Origin of the sequence: Kitasatospora sp. NPDC127111 (assembly GCF_042677465.1) — a bacterium.
Taxonomy (GTDB): Bacteria; Actinomycetota; Actinomycetes; order Streptomycetales; family Streptomycetaceae; genus Kitasatospora.
In genome coordinates this window covers 56,356-77,393 of the sequence record NZ_JBHXTG010000014.1, presented here as the reverse complement: position 1 = coordinate 77,393, position 21,038 = coordinate 56,356, and the positions used below count along the sequence as shown (strand labels likewise).

13 protein-coding genes and 3 pseudogenes are annotated in these 21,038 nt (G+C 69.7%); 4 read left to right on the top strand and 12 right to left on the bottom strand.

The features are described from left to right. Positions 1-45: 45 nt before the first annotated feature. The 3 genes from ACFVHB_RS12145 to ACFVHB_RS12135 form a co-directional block, all read right to left on the bottom strand. Positions 46-2,115 carry a Shedu anti-phage system protein SduA domain-containing protein gene (locus ACFVHB_RS12145; protein WP_380319173.1) on the bottom strand — a complete coding sequence of 690 codons (2,070 nt, stop codon included), beginning with the start codon at positions 2,113-2,115 and terminating at the stop codon, positions 46-48. Positions 2,116-2,452: 337 nt separating this feature from the next. Beyond that, positions 2,453-7,243, bottom strand: a complete 4,791-nt coding sequence (locus ACFVHB_RS12140) for an NACHT domain-containing protein (protein ID WP_380319170.1) — start codon at positions 7,241-7,243, stop codon at positions 2,453-2,455. A 192-nt stretch (positions 7,244-7,435) separates the two neighbouring features. Beyond that, complete coding sequence (locus tag ACFVHB_RS12135; protein ID WP_380319350.1) at positions 7,436-8,995, bottom strand: recombinase family protein; 1,560 nt, start codon at positions 8,993-8,995, stop codon at positions 7,436-7,438. A gap of 97 nt (positions 8,996-9,092) precedes the next feature. Here ACFVHB_RS12135 and ACFVHB_RS12130 point away from each other — a divergent pair. After that, positions 9,093-9,236, top strand: a pseudogene (locus tag ACFVHB_RS12130) (exodeoxyribonuclease III); the annotation flags it as partial. Positions 9,237-9,474: 238 nt separating this feature from the next. On the opposite strand, the gene ACFVHB_RS12125 reads toward ACFVHB_RS12130, so the two are convergent. Next, the gene (locus tag ACFVHB_RS12125) at positions 9,475-10,152 is read right to left on the bottom strand and encodes a helix-turn-helix domain-containing protein (RefSeq protein ID WP_380319167.1); all 678 of its coding nucleotides are present in this window, start codon (positions 10,150-10,152) and stop codon (positions 9,475-9,477) included. Between the two features lie 202 nt (positions 10,153-10,354). Between ACFVHB_RS12125 and ACFVHB_RS12120 the strand changes: the two genes are divergently transcribed. Beyond that, positions 10,355-12,070: a GAF domain-containing protein gene (locus tag ACFVHB_RS12120; protein WP_380319164.1), complete on the top strand. Its 1,716-nt coding sequence runs from the start codon at positions 10,355-10,357 to the stop codon at positions 12,068-12,070. Here ACFVHB_RS12120 and ACFVHB_RS12115 read toward each other — a convergent pair. The 3 genes from ACFVHB_RS12115 to ACFVHB_RS12105 all read right to left on the bottom strand — a co-directional run bounded on the left by ACFVHB_RS12115 (position 12,067) and on the right by ACFVHB_RS12105 (position 14,182). Next, the gene (locus ACFVHB_RS12115; protein ID WP_380319161.1) at positions 12,067-13,050 is read right to left on the bottom strand and encodes an Acg family FMN-binding oxidoreductase; all 984 of its coding nucleotides are present in this window, start codon (positions 13,048-13,050) and stop codon (positions 12,067-12,069) included. The two genes, ACFVHB_RS12120 and ACFVHB_RS12115, sit on opposite strands and share 4 nt — an antisense overlap. Before the next feature lie 18 nt (positions 13,051-13,068). Next, complete coding sequence (locus tag ACFVHB_RS12110; RefSeq protein ID WP_380319158.1) at positions 13,069-13,359, bottom strand: SHOCT domain-containing protein; 291 nt, start codon at positions 13,357-13,359, stop codon at positions 13,069-13,071. 118 nt (positions 13,360-13,477) lie between these two features. Continuing rightward, complete coding sequence (locus ACFVHB_RS12105; RefSeq protein ID WP_380319155.1) at positions 13,478-14,182, bottom strand: response regulator; 705 nt, start codon at positions 14,180-14,182, stop codon at positions 13,478-13,480. On the opposite strand from ACFVHB_RS12105, the pseudogene ACFVHB_RS12100 reads away from it, so the two are divergent. Continuing rightward, positions 14,070-14,531, top strand: a pseudogene (locus ACFVHB_RS12100) (aquaporin); the annotation flags it as partial. The gene ACFVHB_RS12105 and the pseudogene ACFVHB_RS12100 overlap by 113 nt on opposite strands. Here ACFVHB_RS12100 and ACFVHB_RS12095 read toward each other — a convergent pair. The 4 genes from ACFVHB_RS12095 to ACFVHB_RS12080 are packed head-to-tail and all read right to left on the bottom strand — an operon-like array spanning position 14,483 to position 16,534. Continuing rightward, positions 14,483-14,815 carry a universal stress protein gene (locus ACFVHB_RS12095; protein ID WP_380319347.1) on the bottom strand — a complete coding sequence of 111 codons (333 nt, stop codon included), beginning with the start codon at positions 14,813-14,815 and terminating at the stop codon, positions 14,483-14,485. The pseudogene ACFVHB_RS12100 and the gene ACFVHB_RS12095 sit on opposite strands and share 49 nt — an antisense overlap. A 14-nt stretch (positions 14,816-14,829) precedes the next feature. Continuing rightward, entirely contained in the window at positions 14,830-15,432 is a 603-nt protein-coding gene (locus ACFVHB_RS12090; protein WP_380319152.1) for a CBS domain-containing protein, read from the bottom strand. Next, entirely contained in the window at positions 15,396-15,887 is a 492-nt protein-coding gene (locus tag ACFVHB_RS12085; protein WP_380319149.1) for a cyclic nucleotide-binding/CBS domain-containing protein, read from the bottom strand. The genes ACFVHB_RS12090 and ACFVHB_RS12085 overlap by 37 nt, the downstream gene beginning before the upstream one ends. Beyond that, the gene (locus ACFVHB_RS12080) at positions 15,884-16,534 is read right to left on the bottom strand and encodes an OsmC family protein (RefSeq protein WP_380319146.1); all 651 of its coding nucleotides are present in this window, start codon (positions 16,532-16,534) and stop codon (positions 15,884-15,886) included. Before ACFVHB_RS12080 ends, ACFVHB_RS12085 begins: the two co-directional genes overlap by 4 nt. A 407-nt stretch (positions 16,535-16,941) precedes the next feature. On the opposite strand from ACFVHB_RS12080, the gene ppsA reads away from it, so the two are divergent. Continuing rightward, positions 16,942-19,302, top strand: coding sequence for a phosphoenolpyruvate synthase (gene ppsA, locus ACFVHB_RS12075; RefSeq protein WP_380319143.1), 2,361 nt, complete (start codon positions 16,942-16,944; stop codon positions 19,300-19,302). A gap of 282 nt (positions 19,303-19,584) precedes the next feature. On the opposite strand, the pseudogene ACFVHB_RS12070 reads toward ppsA, so the two are convergent. Beyond that, positions 19,585-20,499, bottom strand: a pseudogene (locus tag ACFVHB_RS12070) (IS982 family transposase). Between the last annotated feature and the right edge of the window lie 539 nt (positions 20,500-21,038).

Genomic DNA, 21,038 nt, shown 5'->3' with positions numbered 1-21,038 from the left:
CCGCACGCGATGGAGCCAGACCCGATGCTCTTACGCCAACCAGGCTCAGCGGTCCTCGACGATGAAACACGCCCGCTGGTAGAGCTCGTCGAACGTGATGATCTCGACGTCCTGGATGGACGTCCGGTACAGCTCGAAGGAGCTGATCTTCTCCGGGTTCACGGCACCGTTCTGGATGAACTCTTGCAGGCTCCCGATCACCACGACCTGCCGGGGGCGGGTGGTGGACAGCCCGACTTCGATCGGGGTGCCGTCGTCCTCGTAGATGCGATCGAGGAACTGACGGGAGATGAGCTGCTGGGCCTTGTTGGCGGTCTTCTGCACCTGGGCCACGCCCCCGCCCAGCTCCTTCGATGCCTGGTAGACACCCGATCGGTACGGGGTTCCGGCGAGTAGCTCCGTCTTGTGGGTCTTGATCTCGCAGAAGAGCATGCTGCTGATCAGGCCCTTGGAACGCATGATGGCGTCGATGCGCTTCCCGGCCCCGCCGAAAATACTGGCGCCTGTGGTGATGCGTTCCAGCTTGCCGTCGTCGATGGACTCACAGGCGATGAGGTTGAGGCCGTACCCGAAGATCCACTGATTCTCCTCGAAGAAGGCCTGCCAGACCGCCTCCGGCCCGCGTGTCGTGGCCAGGCTCTCCGCCTGCTGGAAGTAGTCCGGATCAGTAAGCAGCCGCTCAAACCTCTGGAGCTGTTCCTTGCGGTTGCTGATCAGCCGGATGTCCTCTTCCGTGAGTCCGCCGCCGATCGCGGTCCTGACCGCACCGAGAACCATCGTCCGGTCCTGGCCGGTCAGCAGCTGGGCCAGCTGTGCTTCGTCCCCGGTCACCAACTGGTGGAGGTCACCGGGGGTGCTCAGGCCGGCGCAACTCTGAAGGAAGTTGATGACCTTCCAGAAGTTCTCGTGAACGTCGCCGGTATCGACGAGCGCCTTGACGGCCCGGGTGGCGCTGGTGTCAGGCATCATCTGGGAGATAGGGGTGTCCCCCGCCTTCTTCTTGTCCTTCTTCCAGAGCTTGATCCTCGGCGTGTAGCTGTTGCCCTTCTTGATGATGGTGACGCTGAGCAGGGTCGCTACCTGAGGCCGATCATCGAGGACGAAGTCGGTGATCATTCGGCGTGCACGGGTGTCGTAGAGGTGCTGGAGCCCATCGCCGTCTTGGGAACCGCGGATCTCCAGGCTGGCGAAGTCCCCCCGGGTGACGTCGAACTCGGTGGTGGTGAAGGGGAGACGGAAGCCGCGAACGATGGGGGTGGCGGGTGCGATGCCCTGGGTCCGCCAGTCCGGCGAGATGTTGGGCATGGGCCGGGGATCGCCTTCGACCACGAGGCCCTGGACGTCGGTGCGCCCGAGCTGACCGAGCACGGTCTCCAGAGACCGCCAGATCAATCCCTTCGTCTCTTCGGTGAAGGCGTGCAGGAGCTCACGCTCCACCGTCAGGAGCGCCTCGTACGTGTCCGCCGTCCAGCCGTCACCCGGCATGGGGTGAAAGAAGCCACCGTCACGGCGCAGGGTCAGAACCGCGGTGCGCAGCAAGTCCCGTGCGCTCTCCTCGCCAGCGCAGTCCAGAAGGCTGTAGGTCTGGCCCAGGACCAGGTCGAGCTTGCCCGTGTCCGCATCGCCCAGCGGCAACGGGACCAACGGGCCCGTCGGCGCAACACGGACCGGCGTATACAGCGGACGACCGGAAACGAACTCGTAGGAGCGCAGGCCCCATCCGTCCGGCGCCAGAAGCCGGTTCAGCTCCTCAACATGCGCCAACGCCTCCTCGACACCGGCCGCGACCTCGGGATGGACCAGCCGTGCCAGAAAGGCGAGCAACACCTCGTCCGGCCCCTGGGCAAGCTCCAACCTGGGATCCTCGAAGATCCAGTCGTCGGCCAAGTCGTCGTTGTTGAACCGGTGCTGCTGGATTTCGGCCCGGACAGTTGGGAGTCGGCCTTCCTCTGACGAGCGTCGATCCAGATCGTAGAGGTCCTCGAGGAACGTGACTTCGTCCAGCCTCCCCCACCAAGGGCGCGACATCCCGCGCACGTACGTGAAGATGTCTTGCCGCGTCACCGCCGTGATCTCGGGTCGCGCGTGTGCCGGGGCGGGGTCACTGGACGTCATGCCTCCATGATGGACGGCCGGCATTGTCAGGAGGCTGGCTATCGAGAGATTCCGTTCTCGCGCGGGCATCAGGAAGTCTGGCTGGCTGCGAGGACATCGCAGCATCCCCAGGCGAGGCCGGGGGTGTCGGCAAGGGTCTGGCCGTCCTCAACATCGCTCCAGGCACACGACATTGTGGGAGGGAGGCGTCTCTCGCAACGATGTGTCGTACGCCCATGGACTGACCTCAGCCCACGCTTGCGAAGACTGACCCGGTTCGCGGCCCCACCCAACCCACGACCAATTCGGGCCGACGACGATCCACGGCATGAGCGTGCGGTGTTCGCGGTTGGTTCCGTCAACGGTCGAGGCTTCCGAGACGCTCCTCAACCCCGATGCTTCGGTTGAGGACCATGGTGTCGATCAGGTCGAGTGCTCGGCTCGCGACGTCGGTGTGAGGATCGTGGGCGTAGATGCTGGTGACGATCTCGCCCAGTGCGTGAGCGTGAGCGGCGCTGGCTTTGGTGAAGTCACCGGCTTCGTGCCCGTGGAGTTCGAAGAACCGCTTGGCGATGTCGAGGACGAGACTCGGGTATATCTCCTGGAGATTCTTGGCCGCGCTGATGGCTGGCTCGGGGTTCAGTGCGAAGGCCCGGGTGTCAGGTGCGGCGGCGAGAAGAGCCTCGACGGTTGGGTGGTCGGCACCAGGGACATTGCGGACGGCGGTGCCAGCCTCCTTCGCCACGTCGTCGGCGGAGTCATCGCACAGGATCAGCAGCGCGTAGATGAGGCTCTCGGGGAAAGCCGTGAGGGGCTGGAGTTCCGACAGGGCGGTCGCAAGACCGATACGCTCGGGCACCTGTCCGTCCACGAGTTGCTGGACGGTGGAATCGGCGCACGAGCCCGAGTCGGTCGCGCAGGCGTAGGTGGCAACGGCCGCCGCATTGTTTGCCGCCCGCTCAGCAACCGCAGCGAGGAGCCTGTCCGCAGGCGATTCCTGGGCCACGCTGGCGCGCATGTGCAGCATTCGCGTGACGAACGGCTCGACAGCAGCGTAGTTGCGCCACCCCGCTCTGTTGAGGAGGGCGCGGAGCGGCTGGGTGGACAGCAGGATCCGAGGGTCAGGCGGATAGTCCGACTCAGGGATGACAGCCACGCCGGGGGAGTCAAGCGCGACGGTGGCAATCTCCGTATGCTGGCCGTACTCAGCGGACTGGACCATGCTCGCGACCTGAAGGGCCGACATACGCAGCATCAGGTCGGGGCTGGCAGCGAGTCGAAGGAGTTCATCCCGCAGGGTAGGGGCGGCCTCCGCGCGGCTCTCGGCGAGGCTCCTGAGCGCTTCCAGCGCGATCCACTCGCCGCGCTGCCAGCTTGCGTGAACGAGGCTGTCGGCAATGTCGCGGCCGTACTCCATCAGCTTCAGCTGCACCTGGTCGGGCGTGGCAGACTCGGCGGGCACCGCTTCCTCGGGCAGCTTGGGCACGAGACTGGGGCGCGGGCTTGCCGCTGCGCCCGGTGTGCTGGCCAGACCGAGTAGGCCGCGCAGGGTGTCCGTGAGGTCATCGATCGTGTAGGCGGCCTCGGCCAGATCTCCGTCGGTGATGTGCGGCGCAGTGCGCGCGATGAGCATGGCCAGGTCGTTGCCGCAGGTACTCGCGTGCGGTGACGCAGCCTTCACGGTGCGCAGCGCCTGTGCCACGGTCGCCTCGGCTGCTGTCCCCGCCTTGTCGATGCCGCGTAGGACGGCCGCGATGTAGACCACGGGGATGGCCTTTTCGCGTTCGAGGAGTGCGGCAAATCGTTCTGGGTCTTGTTGGGTTGCCGCGGTGATGACGTCGGCGAAGCTGGTAGCTCCGCCGAGGAGTTGGCCGTCGTCTGTCCAGATAGGGCCGTCAGCCGTGTGTTGCTGCAGTTCGTGGACGAGCTCGTCATCCGGCATGGTCTGGACGGCTTCCAGGCTGACGGGCGACTGAAGCTGTGCCCCGAGGCTGCGGGCTGGCTGGGCGGGGCTGGTGGCGCCGCGGGCGCCGAAAGTGGCGTCGAGCTGGTTGCGGCGTTTCAGGATGTCCGGGTCGAGAAATTGTTCGGGGATGGCGGAAAGGAGACGGTGGGCGAGAAAGCCCTGAGGGACCGTTCCGCTCTTCTCCGCCGGGCTGGTCGCGGAGGCGGCGCGCTGCTGGACCGCCCTCGTCTGTTCGAGGGTCCGGTGTTCGCAGACATGCGCCAGCGCCTCGGCCGAGAGCTCGTTCAGGTCGCGCAGCGAGCCCTGAGCGAGCGCAAAGGGCCCGTTGCTGAGCCAGGCCACTGCGTCGTCGAGTAGATCGGGGTGGCCGGAGGAGAAGCCTGCGGCCGCAAGGACCTGCTCGACGGCGAGGTCGGATGTGGCCATGCTCCGAACGGCGGCGTGGGCTTCCGGGTCGCCGGCGGCCGAGGACGCGCGGAGCGCAGCCGTCAGGTGGCTGAAGACAGCATCGTTGCCGTGGCTGAACCCGGTGTATCCGGAGGGAATGGGGTCGAAGGTCGCATCCCGCTCTCCGTTGCGGGTGATCTGTCCGGTGCGGGTGGCGATGCTCGCGGCGCGCACGACCGGCAGGATGTGGTGAACGAAGTCGGCCGGGGCGTCCTGCGCGAGTGCGGCGAGGATGTCCGAGTCGGTGCGAGTGGTCCCCAGGAACTGGATGGCGCTGGGCTCCGGCAGTGCGACCGGTGGGCTCGGCGTCTCGCTGCCGAGCTGGGCTCTGCCCTCACGCTGCGCCGGTTCAGCCTCTCGGGAGGCCTCAAGCACATGCAAGTCGAGCAGGCGCTGCAGGTAGGCGCCGACGATTCTGGCCCCGGCTGCAGCCGCGCTGCCCTTCATTCCGTAGAGCAAGGTGTAAACGTCGTGGTTCGGACCGTCGATGGCGCCGGCCTTGATTAGCGTTTCGAACAACCGCACCACGCTGTCGCTTTCGGCTAGCGGCGCCAGATTGATCACGGCGATGATGCGGCGGGCCCAGTCCGGATCCGTTGCGTGAGGCTGGAGGAGCGCGGCAACTGGGTCGGGGTGGTTGCGCACCAAAAGTCTGCAGAGCCAGGCCCCGAAGTCGACCATGCCCGGATCGGAGAGGAAGGGCTCGATGACGCCCTCGGCGAGCAGCAGGTTGCCGAAGGACTGAGAGCTCGCGGCGCGGGCATGGGCCCATTCGGCGAGCGGCTCGGAGCGGGCGTCGCCCAGGACGGTCAGCGCCTGCCACTCTTGCGTCGTCGGGTCCGGCACGCTGGTGACCAGGGCGATCACCAGTTCCTTGATGTGCGGGCGGACGTCATCGGCCGCGAGCACGTCCCGGACATCCCGCAAGTACTGGTTCCGGTCCTGTTCGCGTTCGAGGGTCAGGATCTGGCGGACCTGGGAGCGGCGGAACAGGTGCTGCTCGTCGCTGCGCAGAAGGTCGAGCAGGGACAGGCCCGCGCGGGCGTGGTGGTGAGCGTAGGCGTAGTCGAAGAACGCCTCGTGGGCAAAACCGATACGGCCGTCAGCCTCGCGTAGCCAGCCGGCGCTGATGAGCTGATTTACGGTCAATCGGTTCCCGCTCAGGCGTGCAGCAGGAGCGGTCAGCTCCTGCCGTTTACTCAGCTCCTCCGCGAGGGCGCCCGTGACCTCTTCGACCGGTGCGTTCGGAATGGCGTGGTTGACCTGGCGGACAACGCTGTCGAAGAACTTGTCGAAGAGCTGCAGGCGGGTGCTGATGCCAGCGACATCCAGGGTGCCGCGTTGCTGCAGGGTCACCAGCATGCGCAGGTGCAGTGGGGAACGGAGGATCTCGCGCAGTGCGGGGGCCAGCGCGGCCGGATCGATGCCTGCGGTGTCCAGCGCCCGGTGTACGTCTTCGGCTGGCAGCAGGCCCAGGTCGACGGAGCGGCTCTCAACGGCTGGCGCGGAGAGGGTCAGCATGCGGTCGTCCTCGTTGAAGTCGAACGTCCGGCAGGCCAATAGGACGCGCACTCCGGATGTCTTGGCCTGCCTCACGGTCTCGGTGACGGCCCGGAATCGCTCCGGGTGGCGTCCAGACGCGCTGCTGTAAGCGTCCACCTGGTCCAGAACCAAAACGGCCGGCCCGCCCGCGGCCAGCCGCGACAGCACGAGGGCCGGTGACTCGGGCAGACCGAGCACGGCCCCCAGACCGGAGGCGTCCTGGAACGCATCCAGACGGTCCAGGCGGGCGGCCAGCACGAGCGGCCTCGGTCCGCTCCCAGCCGCTGGGGGCGTCGTGAGCTGCTCAACGACCTGACCCAGCATGTCCGACTTTCCCATGCCAGCAACGCCGGTCACCGTCACGATGTCTGGCCCATCGGGAGAGGTGACAAGCCCAGCAATCGTCCCGGCTTCCGCACGGCTGATCTCGGCCAAGGGACCCCGGTCCTCAACGACGCCCTCCGCGTAGCGCCGGTTGGCAGCTTCGATCTTCGCGCGGGTGCTCGGGTCTCGGCCCCAGTCGTTGGGCGCCAGGTCCTCGGCGGTCAGGTAGTCCCACACCTCCTGGGCAGTGATCACCTGACAGAGATGCTCCTGAAGGTAGGTGCCGAGGAGACTGACCACGGTCGCCGGGGATCCGCTCACCAGCATCCGCGCGTGCACGTCCAGGCGGTCCAGGAGGTCGGGCTCGCTGATCACTCCGACTCTGACGCGCTTGAGTGCCTGCCAACACTCCTCTGGGGTCCACCAGTCCCAGTCCTGGCGAATCCTGGTCCAGGAGTCATTCTTTTCCTTCGCACCGGCGAAGACCTCCTCGAACTCCTGCAAGCTACTGGCGAGCACCGCGCTCTCGGTGAAGTCCTGGAGGTGCGAGGCAGACAGGGTGGAACGGAACTCGCACCTGGCCGTCGGCTCGTTCCTGAGCTGAGTGCCGAAAGCCTTGATCACGCCGTTGGCCACTAGCTTCGATACGGTCCACTGCTCGTCGCCGGCCAGCTGCCGCTTGACCTGGGTGAAGGTCCGGGTGCCGTCCTCGCTCTCAACCCACCACTCGAAGGAGTCCTCGCCGGGCTGCTCGAAACGCATTCGGACCGAGTCGTGCTTCTCGTCCAGCAGTTGGAGCAGGCGCAGGACCGCGAGCCGGCCCTCGTAGCGGTTGCCGATCTTGTCGGCAAGGCCCCCTCTGGGTGGCATGGGTTCGCCGTACTCCTCTCGGTCAGATGAGGCTTTGCTGTTCGGGTGCAACGGTGACCGGCGACCGTAAGGACGAGGGGCAGGCAACCGCTGCGGCTTGGACCATACCGCTGCCAGGCCACCACGGCAGTCCCCGTGGCCTTCTCGCGACCCCAGCGAGTCGTGGCACCAATCGGCTTCCGGTGTACCGACTCATATGCCTTCCTGCATCGTGCGCCGTTTGGCCTGCATCCGTGCCTCGAGTTCGGCGGGTAGGTACCAGCCCTGGATGCTCGCGGTCATGTAGAGCCGGGCCTTGAGGCCGATCAGCAACTGGCGGCGGCGCTCCTGGTCGGCGAGGGCCCACTCGTCCGCGAGGGTACGGCCGGTTTCGACGTCGACCCAGGCGGCGGGTCGCTGTGGGAGGGCGGCAAGGCGGCGCCGTTCGTCGACGAGAGTTTCGAGGGCTTCGGAGTACTCGTCATCGCCACCGGGATAGTCGAACAGGCCGCGGCGCTTCTCCTCGCGGAGGTCCTTCATCGCCTGCGCGACGTGGTTCAACTGCTCGGTGTGATCCTCCCCGGGGATGAACCGGCGGATCGTCATCGGCAGGCCGGCCAGGCGGTCGACCAGCTCCATGATCGCGGCGGTGACCCGCTCCCCCTTGACCGACTGCCCTCGGCATGCGGGCTTGCCGGTCTTCCGCACACACCGGTAGTACTCATAGACCCGACCATTGCGGGCATGATTCTCCTGCCGGTACAGCCTGTCACCACAGCGGTCGCAGTGCACCACCCCCAACCACGGCGCAGCCCCGTTCGAGCGCTCTCTGGTCACCGCGCGCTCGTCCATCGCCGCCTGGATCGCCGCCCACTCCTCGTCGGTGAAGAGCGGCTTGGCCATCCGGATCGGCATGCCCTTCGTATCTCGGGCGAGCTTGCGGGCCTTGACGGAGCGGCCGATCAGCTTGAGGCCCATCGTGGCCGGCGAGCGGAGGATCTTGCCGATGCTGGAGGCGTTCCAGTGGTTCGACGGTGGTGTCTTGCGCTTGCTCGAGTAGGCCTCGCCCTGGTTCTTGAACACGTGGGTGGCGGGCGTGTCGAAGCCGGCGGCTTCCAGGGCCGTGGCGATCATCCACTGGCTCTGCCCCTCCAGGAGCAGCTTGCCCATGTACCGGACCGCCTCGGACGTGACCGGGTCCGGCTCCAGCGTCCGCCCGCCACCCGGACGGTCGACGATCCGGTACCCGTACGGCGGCTGCCCGCCCGCCCACCGGTCCGTCTTCCGCAGATGCCTGTGCGCACCGGCCACCCGGGCCTTGATCCGCTTGAGCTCCATCTCCGCGAAGATCGACGCCAGCATCAGGAACACCTTCGCCAGCTCGTTCCCGAACGACGACTCGCGGCCCTTGCGGTAGTCCAGGGTGATCCCGTCGACGGTGAAGACGAGGACCTTGCGGTTCTCCTCCGCCCAGTGCGCCACATCCGCGCAGTCCTTCGCCGACCGGAACGCCCGGTCCACCTTCGCCCACACCATGGCATCCCACTCACCCTGCCGATCGGTGAGCCACGGCCCCAGATCCGGACGCTTCCACGGAGTGACCTCCGCCGACACGTCCAGGTCCTCGAAGGACCCGACGATCTCCCACTCCTTCGACAGCGCATGCCGCGCGGCCGACTCCGCCTGGACCAGGTGCGAGACCTTGCCCTCGTCCCCGTGCGTGTCCGACACACGCGAACCAACCACCGCCCGAACCGGCGCCACAGTCGTCATACTGCCCACGGGTAGTCCCCTCCGCCCATGCCAGCAGACGCATACGAACCACCCCCATTCGAACGGGTGGACTCTTTTGGAAAACGCGTCGTTCCGCTGGAGGATTGATTATCTGATGGCCAGTCAGGGACTCGCAGCTCGGTGCACCGAGGCCTACGTCGAACGCCCCGCCTCCCATGCCGAGCGCTGGTCCGACCACGCACCGGTCACCGCGGTCTTCGACTTCGGTCAACTCCTATAGCACTGAGGGAAGATGAGACGGCCAGGCATGGCCGCCTCGGTTATCGTCCCGCATGCCCAGGGTGAAGCCGAGGTTGCCATCGGCCATCGCTGGACTGCTCCCATGACGGAGCGGGCGCACCGTTCGGGGTGGAGCGGCCAGTCGGCCGGGCGGGGAAACGCATCGATTTGTCAAAGTCCGGATCGGGCGGTCGTCACCGCCCGGGACGGCGGTGGGGCAGCGATGCGTCATCGACGGATCACACAGTATGGATCTGGCGCCCGGTGATGTGCGCCGGGGTGACCCGAATCCACAGGCTGCGGACGCCACCGGCCCAAGGCTGGGCGCCGGGCTGGTCCGCCAGATGGCGGATGGTTTCGGGATCGGTGACGTGCTCGGCGGTTCCGGTGATCAGCACGCTCCAGCCGTCCCGGTGGTGCTCGTCGATGTGATCGACCTGGAAGGAGACCTCAATGCTGTCTTCGGCTGCCGCCGCCCCGCGTGGATCCGTCCGGTAGAGCACAGTCCGGCCGTCGACAATGTAGTTGACGGGGAACACGGCAGGTCCCGGTTGGACGGGCAGGGCGATGCGGCCGATCCCGTGGGTGCCGATGCGGTCCCAGCACTCCCTCGCGGTCAGCTTCATCAGCGCCGGGTGGCGCGAGGCGCTCTGCTGCCCGGGCGGAGGCTCGGCTCGGCCTTCCATGAGCTCGGCGTAGGTCATGTCCAGCGCAGCGGCGATGCGTAGCAGGCTGGCCGGGTCGAAGTCGGCTCCCGCCTCGGTCAGGAGCTGGAGGTAGTGCGGAGACATGCCGGCACGGCGGGCAAGCTCCGCCTCGGTGAGGCCGAGTTGCTGCCGCTGCACCTCGATCCGGCGCAGGACCGCCGTCGCAAGAGGGCCTGCTGCGTTTGCCGGGCGTGCGGTGTTCTCGTTCACGGTGTCCTCCCGGAAGGACGTTCGCCTCCAGCATCCCCCGGATCGGCCGGAGGCCGATGGGGCCGGGAGGGCAAGCGCCCGGGCCGATCGGCCCTGTCCAGGGACGATCCTCTCCTCCGGCGGTACTTCCGAGCAGGCAACACGGCCGCCGTCTACTGTGGGCAGTGGCAGCAGACGGGCGTGAGGAGCCTCGGAGGCGGCGGTGGGCAGCGCATCGGACGAGGGACCGGCTCCGCTGCCGCACCTGCGCCTGGATGAGCTGCTCGATGAACTTCAGGCCCGGCTGGACGCGGCCCGCGGCACAAGGGACCGGGTGCACAGCCTGCTGGAGGCCGTGCTGGCGGTGGGTCGCGACCTGGAGCTTGCCCAGGTGCTGCGCCACATCGTCGATGCCGCCGTGACCCTGGTCGACGCCAAGTACGGAGCGCTCGGGGTGATCGGCGAGGACCAGCGCCTCGCCCAGTTCATCCCGGTCGGCGTCACCGACGAACAGATCGCGCGGATCGGCCCCCTCCCATCCGGCCACGGGGTGCTCGGCGAGCTGATCCGGCACCCGGAGCCCCTGCGCCTCGCGGAGATCTCCGACCACCCCTCGTCCTACGGGTTCCCCTCTCATCACCCCCAGATGCACACCTTCCTGGGCGTACCGATCCGGGTCCGGGGCAAAGTCTTCGGCAACCTCTACCTGGCCGAGAAGCGCCGCGGCCGGGAGTTCGACGCCGAGGACGAGTCCGTGCTGTCCACGCTCGGCGTGGCCGCCGGGGTGGCGATCGAGAACGCCCGCCTCTACACGCGGGCGCGGCTGCGCGAGCGGTGGCTGACCGCGAGCGCCGAGGTCACCAGCAGCCTGCTGTCCGGCAGCTCCGAGCAGGACGTGCTGAACCTGCTGCTCACCCGCGCGAGCGAGATCGCCGGCGCGGATCTGTCCGTGGTTGCCCTCCGCCCGGCTGGCTCCACCGACCTCGAGGTCCATCTGGCCTCGGGACTGGGTGAACGGGAGCACCAGGGGCTCGTCCTCCCGCTGGAGGGATCGTTCATCGGTGCCGCCGCGCGCTCCGGCGGCCTGGTGGTGAGCACCGACGTACAGAAGGACCCGCGGATCACGGCGGGGCCCCCGCGCTGGGAGGGCCTGGGCCCGGCCGTGGCCGTGCCGATCGGCACCCCGAAGGGCGGCGTACGAGGTGTGCTGATGCTCGCCAGGGCGCAGGGCAAGCCGCTGTTCGACGCGGACGAGTCCGACCCGCTGCTGGGCTTCGCCGGGCAGGCGGCGGTCGCGATGGAGCTGGCCGAGCGGCGCCGCGATTCCGAGCAGGTGGCGCTGCTGCAGGAGCGCGACCGGATCGCCCGGGACCTGCACGACCTCGCGATCCAACGGCTGTTCGCCACCGGGATGACCCTGCAGGGCGCGGTGCGGTTCATCGACCACCCGGAGGCCTCCGACCGGGTGCTGCGCGCGATCGACGACCTGGACGAGACCGTGAAGACCATCCGGGCGACCATCTTCGGCCTGCGCGCGCGGGAGGCCGGCCCTGCCGCCACGGGTCTGCGCTCGCGGACCGTCGACGTGGTCGCGCGGGCGGGAGCCGTGCTCGGGTTCACACCGGACCTCCGGATGACCGGATTGTTGGACGTCGCGGTACCGCCCCAGGTGGCCGACGAGGCGATCGCCGTGCTCGAGGAAGCGCTCTCCAACGCAGCCCGACACTCCGGTGCGAGCAGCATGGAGGTCTCGCTCACCGCAGGGGCAGACCTGCTGGTCACCGTGACCGACAACGGCACCGGGCTGTCGGAGGGCGGCCGCCGCAGCGGGCTCGCCAACCTCGCCGAGCGTGCCGCCGCCCTCGGCGGCAGCTTCGACGCCCACACGCTCCCCCACAGTGGCACGGAGCTGGTGTGGCGCGTCCCCCTGCCGTCCTAAGCCGTGGTGTCCAGTACCTCGGACAGCGGCAGCCGCGGCGTCGGGGCGCCCTCGGGACCGTAGCCGAGCCTGATCAGCATCTGCACGTACGCCGGCCCATGGTGGGCGTCGCGGGTGGCCCACCGCAGGTACGGCCACTCCATCGCCTGGTGCAGCAGCGAGGCCCGCACGCCGTGCACCGTGGCGCGCAGCAGGACGTGTTCCAGTGCGAGCCCTGTCCGTAGCCAGTCGACGGGCCGGTCGTGTTCGGTGGCGAGGACGGCGATGCGCGGTTCGGTCTCGAAGGCGGCGGGCGGCAGGTGCTCGGCCGGGCGGATGGCGGAGAAGTCGCGCATCGGGAGGTGGCCGGCCCGGTCCTGCGGTCCGAGGGCGGCGGCCGGGATGCCGTACGGCTCGGCGCCCGGACCCTGGATCCAGCTGCGGCTCTCGCGGCTGCGTGCCGCGTCCGTGGTGTTCTGCCGTTCCGCCTCGGCGGTCAGGTGCAACAGGCGGTCGGTCTCCTCGCGGTCCGGCAGGTAGAGCGTCGTCTCCTCCGTGTGGGCGGCCTCGACGAGCTCGGCGAGCACGGCGGCGGGGACAGGCGGCCCGGTGAACGGGCTGCGGATGGTGTGGCGATGCCAGATCGCGTCGTACAACTCCTTTGTGGAGGGCAGCTCGATGGGTGACGACATGTCGAGGCGGATGTCGGCCAGCAAGTCGGGTTCGCCCGGGTCGGGCAGCAGCCGTACCTCCGGTGCCCAGCCGAGGTGCCGGGCGGCGGTTCGCAGGTTAAGGACCGCGGCGCCGACCGAGATGTGCAGCGCCCGCCCCTGGGGGTCGGTGGTCGGCAGCGACCGGCCCCGGACAGCGCGGACCTCCAGGGTGGAGGTCTCCGGGAGCAGCCGGTAGTGCCAGGGCTGGGTGTTGTGGATGGACGGCGCGGCCACCGCGGCGGAGATCAGCTGCTCCAGGGCTGCGGCGTCGAGAGCCATGACGGTCATGGCGGCCTCCGTACCAGGTCAGTCGGGGGTGGGGCCGCGGCCGGAGCGCAGGGTCTCCAGGCGCTGTCGGTACTCGTCGGCGTCGATGTCTCCGCGGGCGAAGCGCTCGGCGAGCAGTTGCTCGGGGGGCGTGCGCTCGGAGGGGGGCGGAGCGGCGGGCGGTGTGCCGGGATGGTGCTGCGGGGCGCGGCCGAGGTAGCGGACCAGGGCGACGACACCGAAGATGATCAGGCCCCAGAAGAGCAGCATGCTGACGGTCATGAAGCCCCAGCCCCAGCCGTTCATACCGTGGTCGGTCCAGTACATCATCGCGGGCTCCTCGCCGATGGCCGGTGGGCTGCGGGGGCGTGTGCCCTCACCACCACGGTGCGGCGGGCCCGGCCGGCGGCGCTTGGGCCGTTCGACTCCAATGGCTGGGCCGCGCGGCTCAGTGCGGGTGCGCGGGGTTCTCGGACGTGCCGTGCTCGGATTCGGCATGCGCGGCGAGGACGGCGGCCTGGAGGCGGCGTTCGACGCCGAGTTTGGCGAGCATGCGGGAGACGTGGTTCTTGACCGTCTTCTCGGCGAGGTAGAGCTCCTTGCCGATCTGACGGTTGGTCTTGCCCTCACCGACCAGGGCGAGGATCTCCCGCTCGCGCGCCGTGAGCTGGTGCAGCGCGGCCTCGGTGTCGCTCTCCTCGTGGTGGCGCAGGCTCTCCATGAGCTTCCGGGTGGTGGCGGGGTCCAGCATCGACTGGCCGGCAGCCACCGTCCGGACGGCGCTCACCAGATCGGCTCCCTTGACCTGCTTGAGGACGTAGCCGGCCGCTCCCGCCATGATCGCGTCCAACAGGGCGTCGTCATCGTCGAAGGAGGTCAGCATCAGGCAGACCAGCTCGGGCATCCGGTCGCGCAGCTCGCGGCAGACCGTCACGCCGTCGCCGTCCGGCAGCCGGACGTCCAGGACCGCGACCTGCGGGCGCAACGCAGGTACCCGGGCCAGGGCCTGCGCACAGGTCGCCGCCTCGCCCACCACCTCGATGTCCGGTTCGGCCTCCAGCAGGTCGCGCACACCGCGCCGGACCACCTCGTGGTCGTCCAGCAGGAAGACCTGGATTGGCTGCTCGCTCTCGCCGGTCTCGGTCGCGTCCATGACTGACTCCTGGGGGCACGGGGCGTGGCCTCTGCTTCGATTCTGCCCGTCCGTTCGATGGACCGCATGGCCCTGTTCGGCGGACCGCCCGACGCGCACAGTGGTGGCAGCGGTACCCGGAGGTGAGGCCATGGCGACGGCCTGGCGGGCCGAGTGGCGGCGGCCGGTTGCCGAGGGAGTGGGAACGTTCTTCCTGGTTCTGGTCGCCGCAGGCGGGGGTGTGGTCGACGCGGCCACCGGCGGCGCGGTGGGCCGTCCTGCCTCGGCGATCGCGCCCGGCGTGATGGTGCTTGCCCTGATCTACACGCTCGGCGAGACCTCCGGCGCGCACCTGAACCCCGCCGTCACGCTCGCCTTCGCGGCACCGTACGGGCGACCGGGCCGATGGCCGCAGCTGCCGATGACCAGCAGAGCCGCCTCGGTCCCGGCCAGCAGGCCGATGGCGCGACCGCGCGCCTCGCTCACGCCTGGCAGACCCGGAGCCGCACGCTGCGGCAGCGGCCAGGCGTGGGCCAGCCGGAGCGACACGCCACGGGCTTCGGCCTCGGCGGCAGCCCAGTGGGCGGCGGCAAGGCTCTCGGGCGAGCCGTCGACGGCGGCGAGAACGGATGCCGGGAGGAGAGCGGGCTGCATGGCGCGGGCCGTCTTCACGCCGGGCTGGTGAGCCGAATGGCGACGTCGACCACGCCGGGCACAGCGCTGACCAGGCGTTCGAGCACCGGCAGCGCCGTGACGTCGGGCAGTCCGCCGCTGAGGGTGATCCGGCCCTCCTTGGCGCGGACGTCGACGCCCGCGGCCTGTTCCGGACCGAGGGTGGCGACCAGTTCGAAGCGGACCTGCTCGGTGAGGTCCTCGTCGGTGCGCAGGTGCACCCTGAGCAGGTCGCCACGGCTGACGATGCCGACCAAGCGGTCCTCCGCGTCCACCACCGGCAGGCGCTTGAGGTGGCCCCTGGCCATCGTCCGGGCGGCCTCGGCGGTGGGGCTGTCGGGGTGGACGGTCACGGCGGGGACGGACATCATCGCGCCGGCGGTGAGCTCCCGGGCGTGCTCGGGGTCGCGGTCCTGCGCCACCAGCAGGTCCGCCTCGGAGACCACGCCGATCACCCGGCCGTCGCCGGCCAGCACCGGGAGGGCGCTGACCTTCCAGCGTTGAAGGGTCTCGACGATCTCGCGGAAGGGCGCATCCCGCCCGACGGCGACGACGGCGTGGGTCATGACCTCGCGGACGGTGTTCCAGTGCTGTTCCACGGCGTGCTCCTCGGGTGGGTCGGCCCGGGACCGGGGCCGCCTTCGCGCAGGGCGCTCCAGGAGACCGGCCCGAGCAGGTCGGAGAGGCGTTGCAGGACGTCCAGGAAGAGGTCGTCGATGGCGAGCAGGCCGACCGGCCGCCCCGCCTCCAGGACGGGCAGGCGCCGCACGCCGGACCGGCGGAAGGCGCGGTACGCGGCGGCGAGATCCTGGTCGGCGTCGATGGTGACGGCAGGCGCGGACATCAGCACGCCGACCGGCGTCTCCGGGGTGGCCCCGGTGGCCAACACCCGGACGACCAGGTCACGGTCGGTGAGGACGCCGTGGAGAACGCCGCCCTCGGCGACCATGAGGCAGCCGACCGCCTCCGCCTCCATCCGGCGAGCCGCCTCCAGCGCCGTGGCGTCCGGAGCCACCGTGATCGGCGGGGTGACCATGAGATCGGAGACTCTCATCGCTCCGGCTCCTCCAGAGTGATGCTCACCTTCGGTGGCCGGCCGAGGGTGTTGTGCACCGTGCAGTGCGAAGCGACCGCGAGCAGGCCGTCGGCTCTCTCGCGGGGCAGCTGCGGAACCGTCAGGTGAACGGTCATCGAGGTGATCCGGGCCGGTCGGTCGGTGGCCATGGTGTGGTCGACGGTCACCCGCAGGCCGTCGCGGGCGATGCCGTGGCGATCCAGGTAGCGGCCCGCGTAGTGGGCGACGCAGCCGGCCAGCGCGGCGGAGAGCAGCTCGACCGGGGTCGGTCCGGTGTCGGTGCCGCCATCCGGTACCGGCTGATCGACCGTCAGGAGATGCCCCCGGGCGGTGATCGCGTAGACGTCGCCACGGACTCCGACGGCTTCTACGTGTCCCGGCGTTCGCTGCGCCGGCCGCTCGACGGCGGCGGCCTGCTGGAGCAGGAGACCCGCCAGCTCCCTCGCCTCGCCCGGTGTCAGCGAGGCCCAGACCTCGCTCCGGTCGGACGGCTCGCAGGCGGTGTCCAGCACCACTCGACCCAGGCCGGATGGCAGGACGCCCGGGGCGAAGCGGGAGACCGCGATCGTCCGTCCGCACCGGGTGTGGATCAGGCTCTGCGCGTTCGGAGCCGTCCTGGTCTGCATGGTGGGCCTCCGCGGCTGGGCTCCCCGTTCCAGCACAGCGCGGGAACCGCCGCGGCAGCCAGGGCTGTGCGGTCCCGCGAAGTGGGCCGACCGGCCCTGCCAGTCACCTGCCGCACACCGCCCAATCAGGATCTGATCCCGCGAGAAGCGAGTGATCCCTTCCCGTCTCGCCGTGCCATGGGCCGTAGGGCCCACCGGGGAAGGGTCCTGGTCGGACCCCGCAGCAGGGACCACGGCCTCTGGGGCCCGGGGGCGACGCCGGGCGATCGTGGAGACCTCACCGAGGAGGTGGCCACGATGGAACGGATCAAGGTCGCCAAGCACCCGAGTCGCCCACAGCCGCGTCCCCCGCTCGATCTGCGGACCCCGTCCGGCCGCCCGATGCCCTACTGAACCCGGAGCCGGAGATGCGCCGTGTCATCTGGTTCGCCGACCTCGGCCGTGAGGACGTCGGTCTGGTCGGCGGCAAGAACGCCTCCCTCGGGGAGCTGATCGCACACCTGGGCCCGTCCGGTGTACGCGTGCCCGACGGCTTCGCCACCACGGCCGACGCCTACCGCGAGTTCCTCACCACCGCGCGCCTGCGCGAGCGGATCGCCGAACAGCTCGACCGACTGCGCACCGGCACCCCGCTCGCCGAGGTCGGCTCGGCGATCCGTGCCGATGTCCTTGGCACTCCCCTGCCGGCCGCCCTCGAGCGCGAGCTCTGCGACGCGTACGGGCACCTCGCCCGGAACGCCCGGCGGACCGACCCCGACGTCGCCGTACGCTCCAGTGCCACCGCCGAGGACCTCCCCCAGGCCAGCTTCGCCGGGCAGCAGGAGACCTTCCTCAACGTCCGAGGCCGCGAGGCGCTCCTGGACGCCTGCCGGCGCTGCTTCGCCTCGCTGTTCACCGACCGGGCGATCGACTACCGCGAGCGGATGGGCTTCGACCACCTCGCGGTGGCGCTCTCGGCCGGGGTGCAGCTGATGGTCCGCTCGGACCTGGGCGGGGCCGGCGTGGTGTTCACCCTGGACACCGAGACGGGCTTCCCCGAAGTGGTCCTGATCAGTGCGGCCTGGGGGCTCGGCGAGACAGTGGTCAGCGGGCAGGTCGATCCGGACGAGTACGTGGTCTTCAAGCCACTGCTCAAGGACCCGGGGCTGAATCCGGTGCTGCGGGCCTCCATCGGCCCCAAGCGCCGCAAGGCGGTCTACGCCGAGCAGGGCCTGACCCGGACCGTCGACACCACACCCGAGGAGCGGCGCCGGCGAGTCCTGGACGACGCCGAGGTGCGGACGCTCGCGCAGTGGGCGGTCGCCATCGAGGAGCACTACGGCTGCCCGATGGACATCGAGTGGGCGAAGGACGGGACGCACGGTGAGCTGTTCATCGTCCAGGCCCGGCCGGAGACTGTGCAGTCCCGCCGCCGTGGGGCCGTGCTGCGGCGCTACCGACTCACCGGCACGGGCGAGCGGCTGGTGGACGGCATCGCTGTCGGCGAAGCGGTCGGGGCCGGCCCGGTCTGCGCGCTCGCCAGCCCCGTCGAACTGGACCGATTCCCAACCGGCGCCGTCCTGGTCACCTCGATCACCGATCCCGACTGGGAGCCGCTGATGAAGCGGGCCTCGGCGATCGTCACCGACCACGGCGGCCGCACCTCCCACGCCGCGATCGTCAGCCGCGAGCTCGGTGTACCGGCCGTGGTCGGCACCGGACGGGCGACCGGCGTCCTGGCCGACTGGCAGGAGGTGACGGTCTCCTGCGCGGAGGGCGCCGAGGGGCACGTGTACGCCGGACGGATCGGCTTCGAGGAGTCCGAGACCGACCTCGGCTCACTGCCCGAGACCCGCACCCGGGTGATGCTCAACCTGGCCGACCCCGCCGCCGCCTTCCGCTGGTGGCAACTCCCGGCGGACGGAGTGGGGTTGGCCCGCATGGAGTTCATGGTGGCCCATCAGGTGCGGGCCCACCCGATGGCGCTCGTCCACCCCGAGCGGCTTCTCCCCGAGGACCGGCGGCAGATCGACGCCCTCACCGAAGGCTATCCGGACCGGACCGCCTACTTCGTCGACCGGCTTGCCGAGGGCGTCGCCCAGATCGCCGCCTCCCGCTGGCCGAACCCGGTGATCGTCCGGACCAGCGATTTCAAGACCAACGAGTACGCGCGGCTGATCGGCGGCCGGCCGTTCGAGCCGGTCGAGGCCAACCCGATGATCGGCTGGCGCGGCGCGAGCCGCTACTACGACGAGCGCTACCGCGAGGGATTCGCCCTGGAGTGCCGGGCGCTTCGCAAGGCCCGCGACGAGCTGGGCCTCACCAACGTCGTGGTGATGATCCCGTTCTGCCGCACGCCCGAGGAGGGTGACCGGGTGCTCGCTGAGATGAGCCGCAACGGCCTGACACGCGGTCGCAACGGGCTGCTCGTCTACGTAATGGCGGAGATCCCGTCCAACATCGTGCTCGCCGAGCGATTCGCCGAACGCTTCGACGGCTTCTCCATCGGCAGCAACGACCTCACCCAGCTCACCCTCGGTGTCGACCGCGACTCCGACCTGCTCGCCCACCTCTTCGACGAGAGCAACCAGGCCGTCACCCGCTCCATCGAGAGCCTGATCGCCACCGCCCACGCGGCCGGCCGCCCGGTCGGCCTCTGCGGCCAACGCCCCAGCAATGACCCCGAGTTCACCCGCTTCCTGGTCCAGGCCGGGATCGACTCGATCTCCGTCACCCCGGACAGCTTCGCCGCCGTCAAGCAGCGGGTGGCCGACGCCGAGCGCGAATGACCGGCGCCCCGGGACCACCTCGGCGGGCGATCCGGCCCACCGGCGACCGCGGCGGACCCGCCAACGCGAGCCAGATGCGAGCCGCCTGAATGCAGGATGCGACGAGGACGAGCGTGCTGGCGCCGACGAGCAGACCGACGCCCGGACTCGGGGCGGCATGCAGCCCCCGGTACAGCGCGCCCATCGCCAGCACGGCCACCAGCGTCAACGTCCAGAGCCACCGCCGGGCCCGCCGGCAGCCAAGATCGCTCATCCATGACCCTAGATGAATGATGCGAAGGGTTAGTGGTCGTAGGCGGTCAGCGAGCGCATGACGGGTTGGCCGGTGCGGTCGTTGTGCCAGATCGCGGATGTCAGCGCGAGGATGCGTTGCAGGACCCGGACCATCACCCCGGCCGGGGTGCGGCCCTGGTGGCGTTCGAGGTCGAGTTGACTCTTGAAGGCCTGGTTGACGGACTCGATCACCTGCCGCAGGGGCTTGAACAGCTGTGATCCGGCTCGTTAGGGTTCGCCCTTGCGGGCTGGCCGCAGCAGGTGGACTCCCCACTGGGCGAGTTCGCGTTCGAAGGCGGCGCCGTAGTAGTTCTTGTCGCCGATCAGGGTCTGCCCCGGCCTGGCGGCTACCAGGTCGGGCTCGGCGTGGAGCATGCCGAGCAGGGTCTGGCGTTCGTCGGCCTTGGCACCGGTCAGGGCGAAGGCGATGGGCAGGCCGTGCAGCGTGCACACCAGGTGCAGGCGCAGGCCCCAGAAGAAGCGGGAGTGGCTGGCGCAGTAGCCGTACTCGGCCCATCCGGCCAGGTCGGAGCGTTTGACTGTCTCTCGGGAGCGTCCGCATTCCACCGGTGTGGAGTCGACGACCCACACGGTGTCGGTCCACAGCGAGGTGTCCGTCGCGAGCAGCCGGTTGACCTAGGCGATCAGGTCGGCGGCCTTGCGTAGCCGCCTGTTGTAGCCGGACTGGCCGGGCAGGTACGGGAACAGGTGCCGCAGGTGGGAGTCTGCATGGCGGATCCAGCGGCGCTCGGAGGTGAAGCCGAGCAGGGCCTGCATCACCGCGAGGGTGACCAGTTCGGCGTCGCTGAGCCGGGGTGCGATCCCGATCTCGGGGCGCCACGGCGCCAGGTGCGGCGATTCCTTCAACAGGTCGTCGGTCTTCACGTAGAGTGCGGTCGCGAGGGAGTCCAGGTCAGGCGTCACAACCGACCTTTGGACTCCCTCGCTTCATGTCATGCGCGCCAGCGAACCCTTCGCATCAGTCATCTAGGGGCTGTTGACCCACACCTCGATCGTGATCGCGATCAACGAGCCCCGGACGGGCACGCAGTGCTCGGCCCGGCCTGTGATGCGCTGGGGCGTCGACTACTGCCACTCGTGCCGCCCCGGGGCCCGATCACCCCGCCACCGTGCTGGCGATGCGACAGCACGGAGAGCTACTTCGCCGCAGGCCTGTGGGCGGCGGTTCGGCGGCGGTGATGCGCACGCCGGCGGGACCGATCGGAACCGGACACCCACGACTGACCGCGTCCGCCTGAGTTCTACAGGACTGTAGAGTCTGCGGGCCGGTCCGCCGCGCGGCCTGCCGACGAGGCAGCAGCGGTCGCGATCGAGGGGACGTCGTGGGCGGCGGTGCGAACGGACAGGTGCCAGGGACCCGTCCCTGGGGGTCGCAGCCGGCACCGCCCGCGGAGGAGGTCGTGCCGGCGTACCAGCCGGTGGAGTGCACCTCGATTCGGTGC

Excerpts from the sequence above, each read along its gene's own strand:
- ACFVHB_RS12145 (WP_380319173.1), bottom strand. The coding sequence starts at position 2,115 with ATGACGTCCAGTGACCCCGCCCCGGCACACGCGCGACCCGAGATCACG.
- ACFVHB_RS12140 (WP_380319170.1), bottom strand. The coding sequence starts at position 7,243 with ATGCCACCCAGAGGGGGCCTTGCCGACAAGATCGGCAACCGCTACGAG.
- ACFVHB_RS12135 (WP_380319350.1), bottom strand. The coding sequence starts at position 8,995 with ATGACGACTGTGGCGCCGGTTCGGGCGGTGGTTGGTTCGCGTGTGTCG.
- ACFVHB_RS12115 (WP_380319161.1), bottom strand. The coding sequence starts at position 13,050 with ATGACCGTCATGGCTCTCGACGCCGCAGCCCTGGAGCAGCTGATCTCC.
- ACFVHB_RS12110 (WP_380319158.1), bottom strand. The coding sequence starts at position 13,359 with ATGATGTACTGGACCGACCACGGTATGAACGGCTGGGGCTGGGGCTTC.
- ACFVHB_RS12105 (WP_380319155.1), bottom strand. The coding sequence starts at position 14,182 with ATGGACGCGACCGAGACCGGCGAGAGCGAGCAGCCAATCCAGGTCTTC.
- ACFVHB_RS12095 (WP_380319347.1), bottom strand. The coding sequence starts at position 14,815 with ATGCAGCCCGCTCTCCTCCCGGCATCCGTTCTCGCCGCCGTCGACGGC.
- ACFVHB_RS12085 (WP_380319149.1), bottom strand. The coding sequence starts at position 15,887 with ATGAGAGTCTCCGATCTCATGGTCACCCCGCCGATCACGGTGGCTCCG.
- ACFVHB_RS12080 (WP_380319146.1), bottom strand. The coding sequence starts at position 16,534 with ATGCAGACCAGGACGGCTCCGAACGCGCAGAGCCTGATCCACACCCGG.
- ppsA (WP_380319143.1), top strand. The coding sequence starts at position 16,942 with ATGCGCCGTGTCATCTGGTTCGCCGACCTCGGCCGTGAGGACGTCGGT.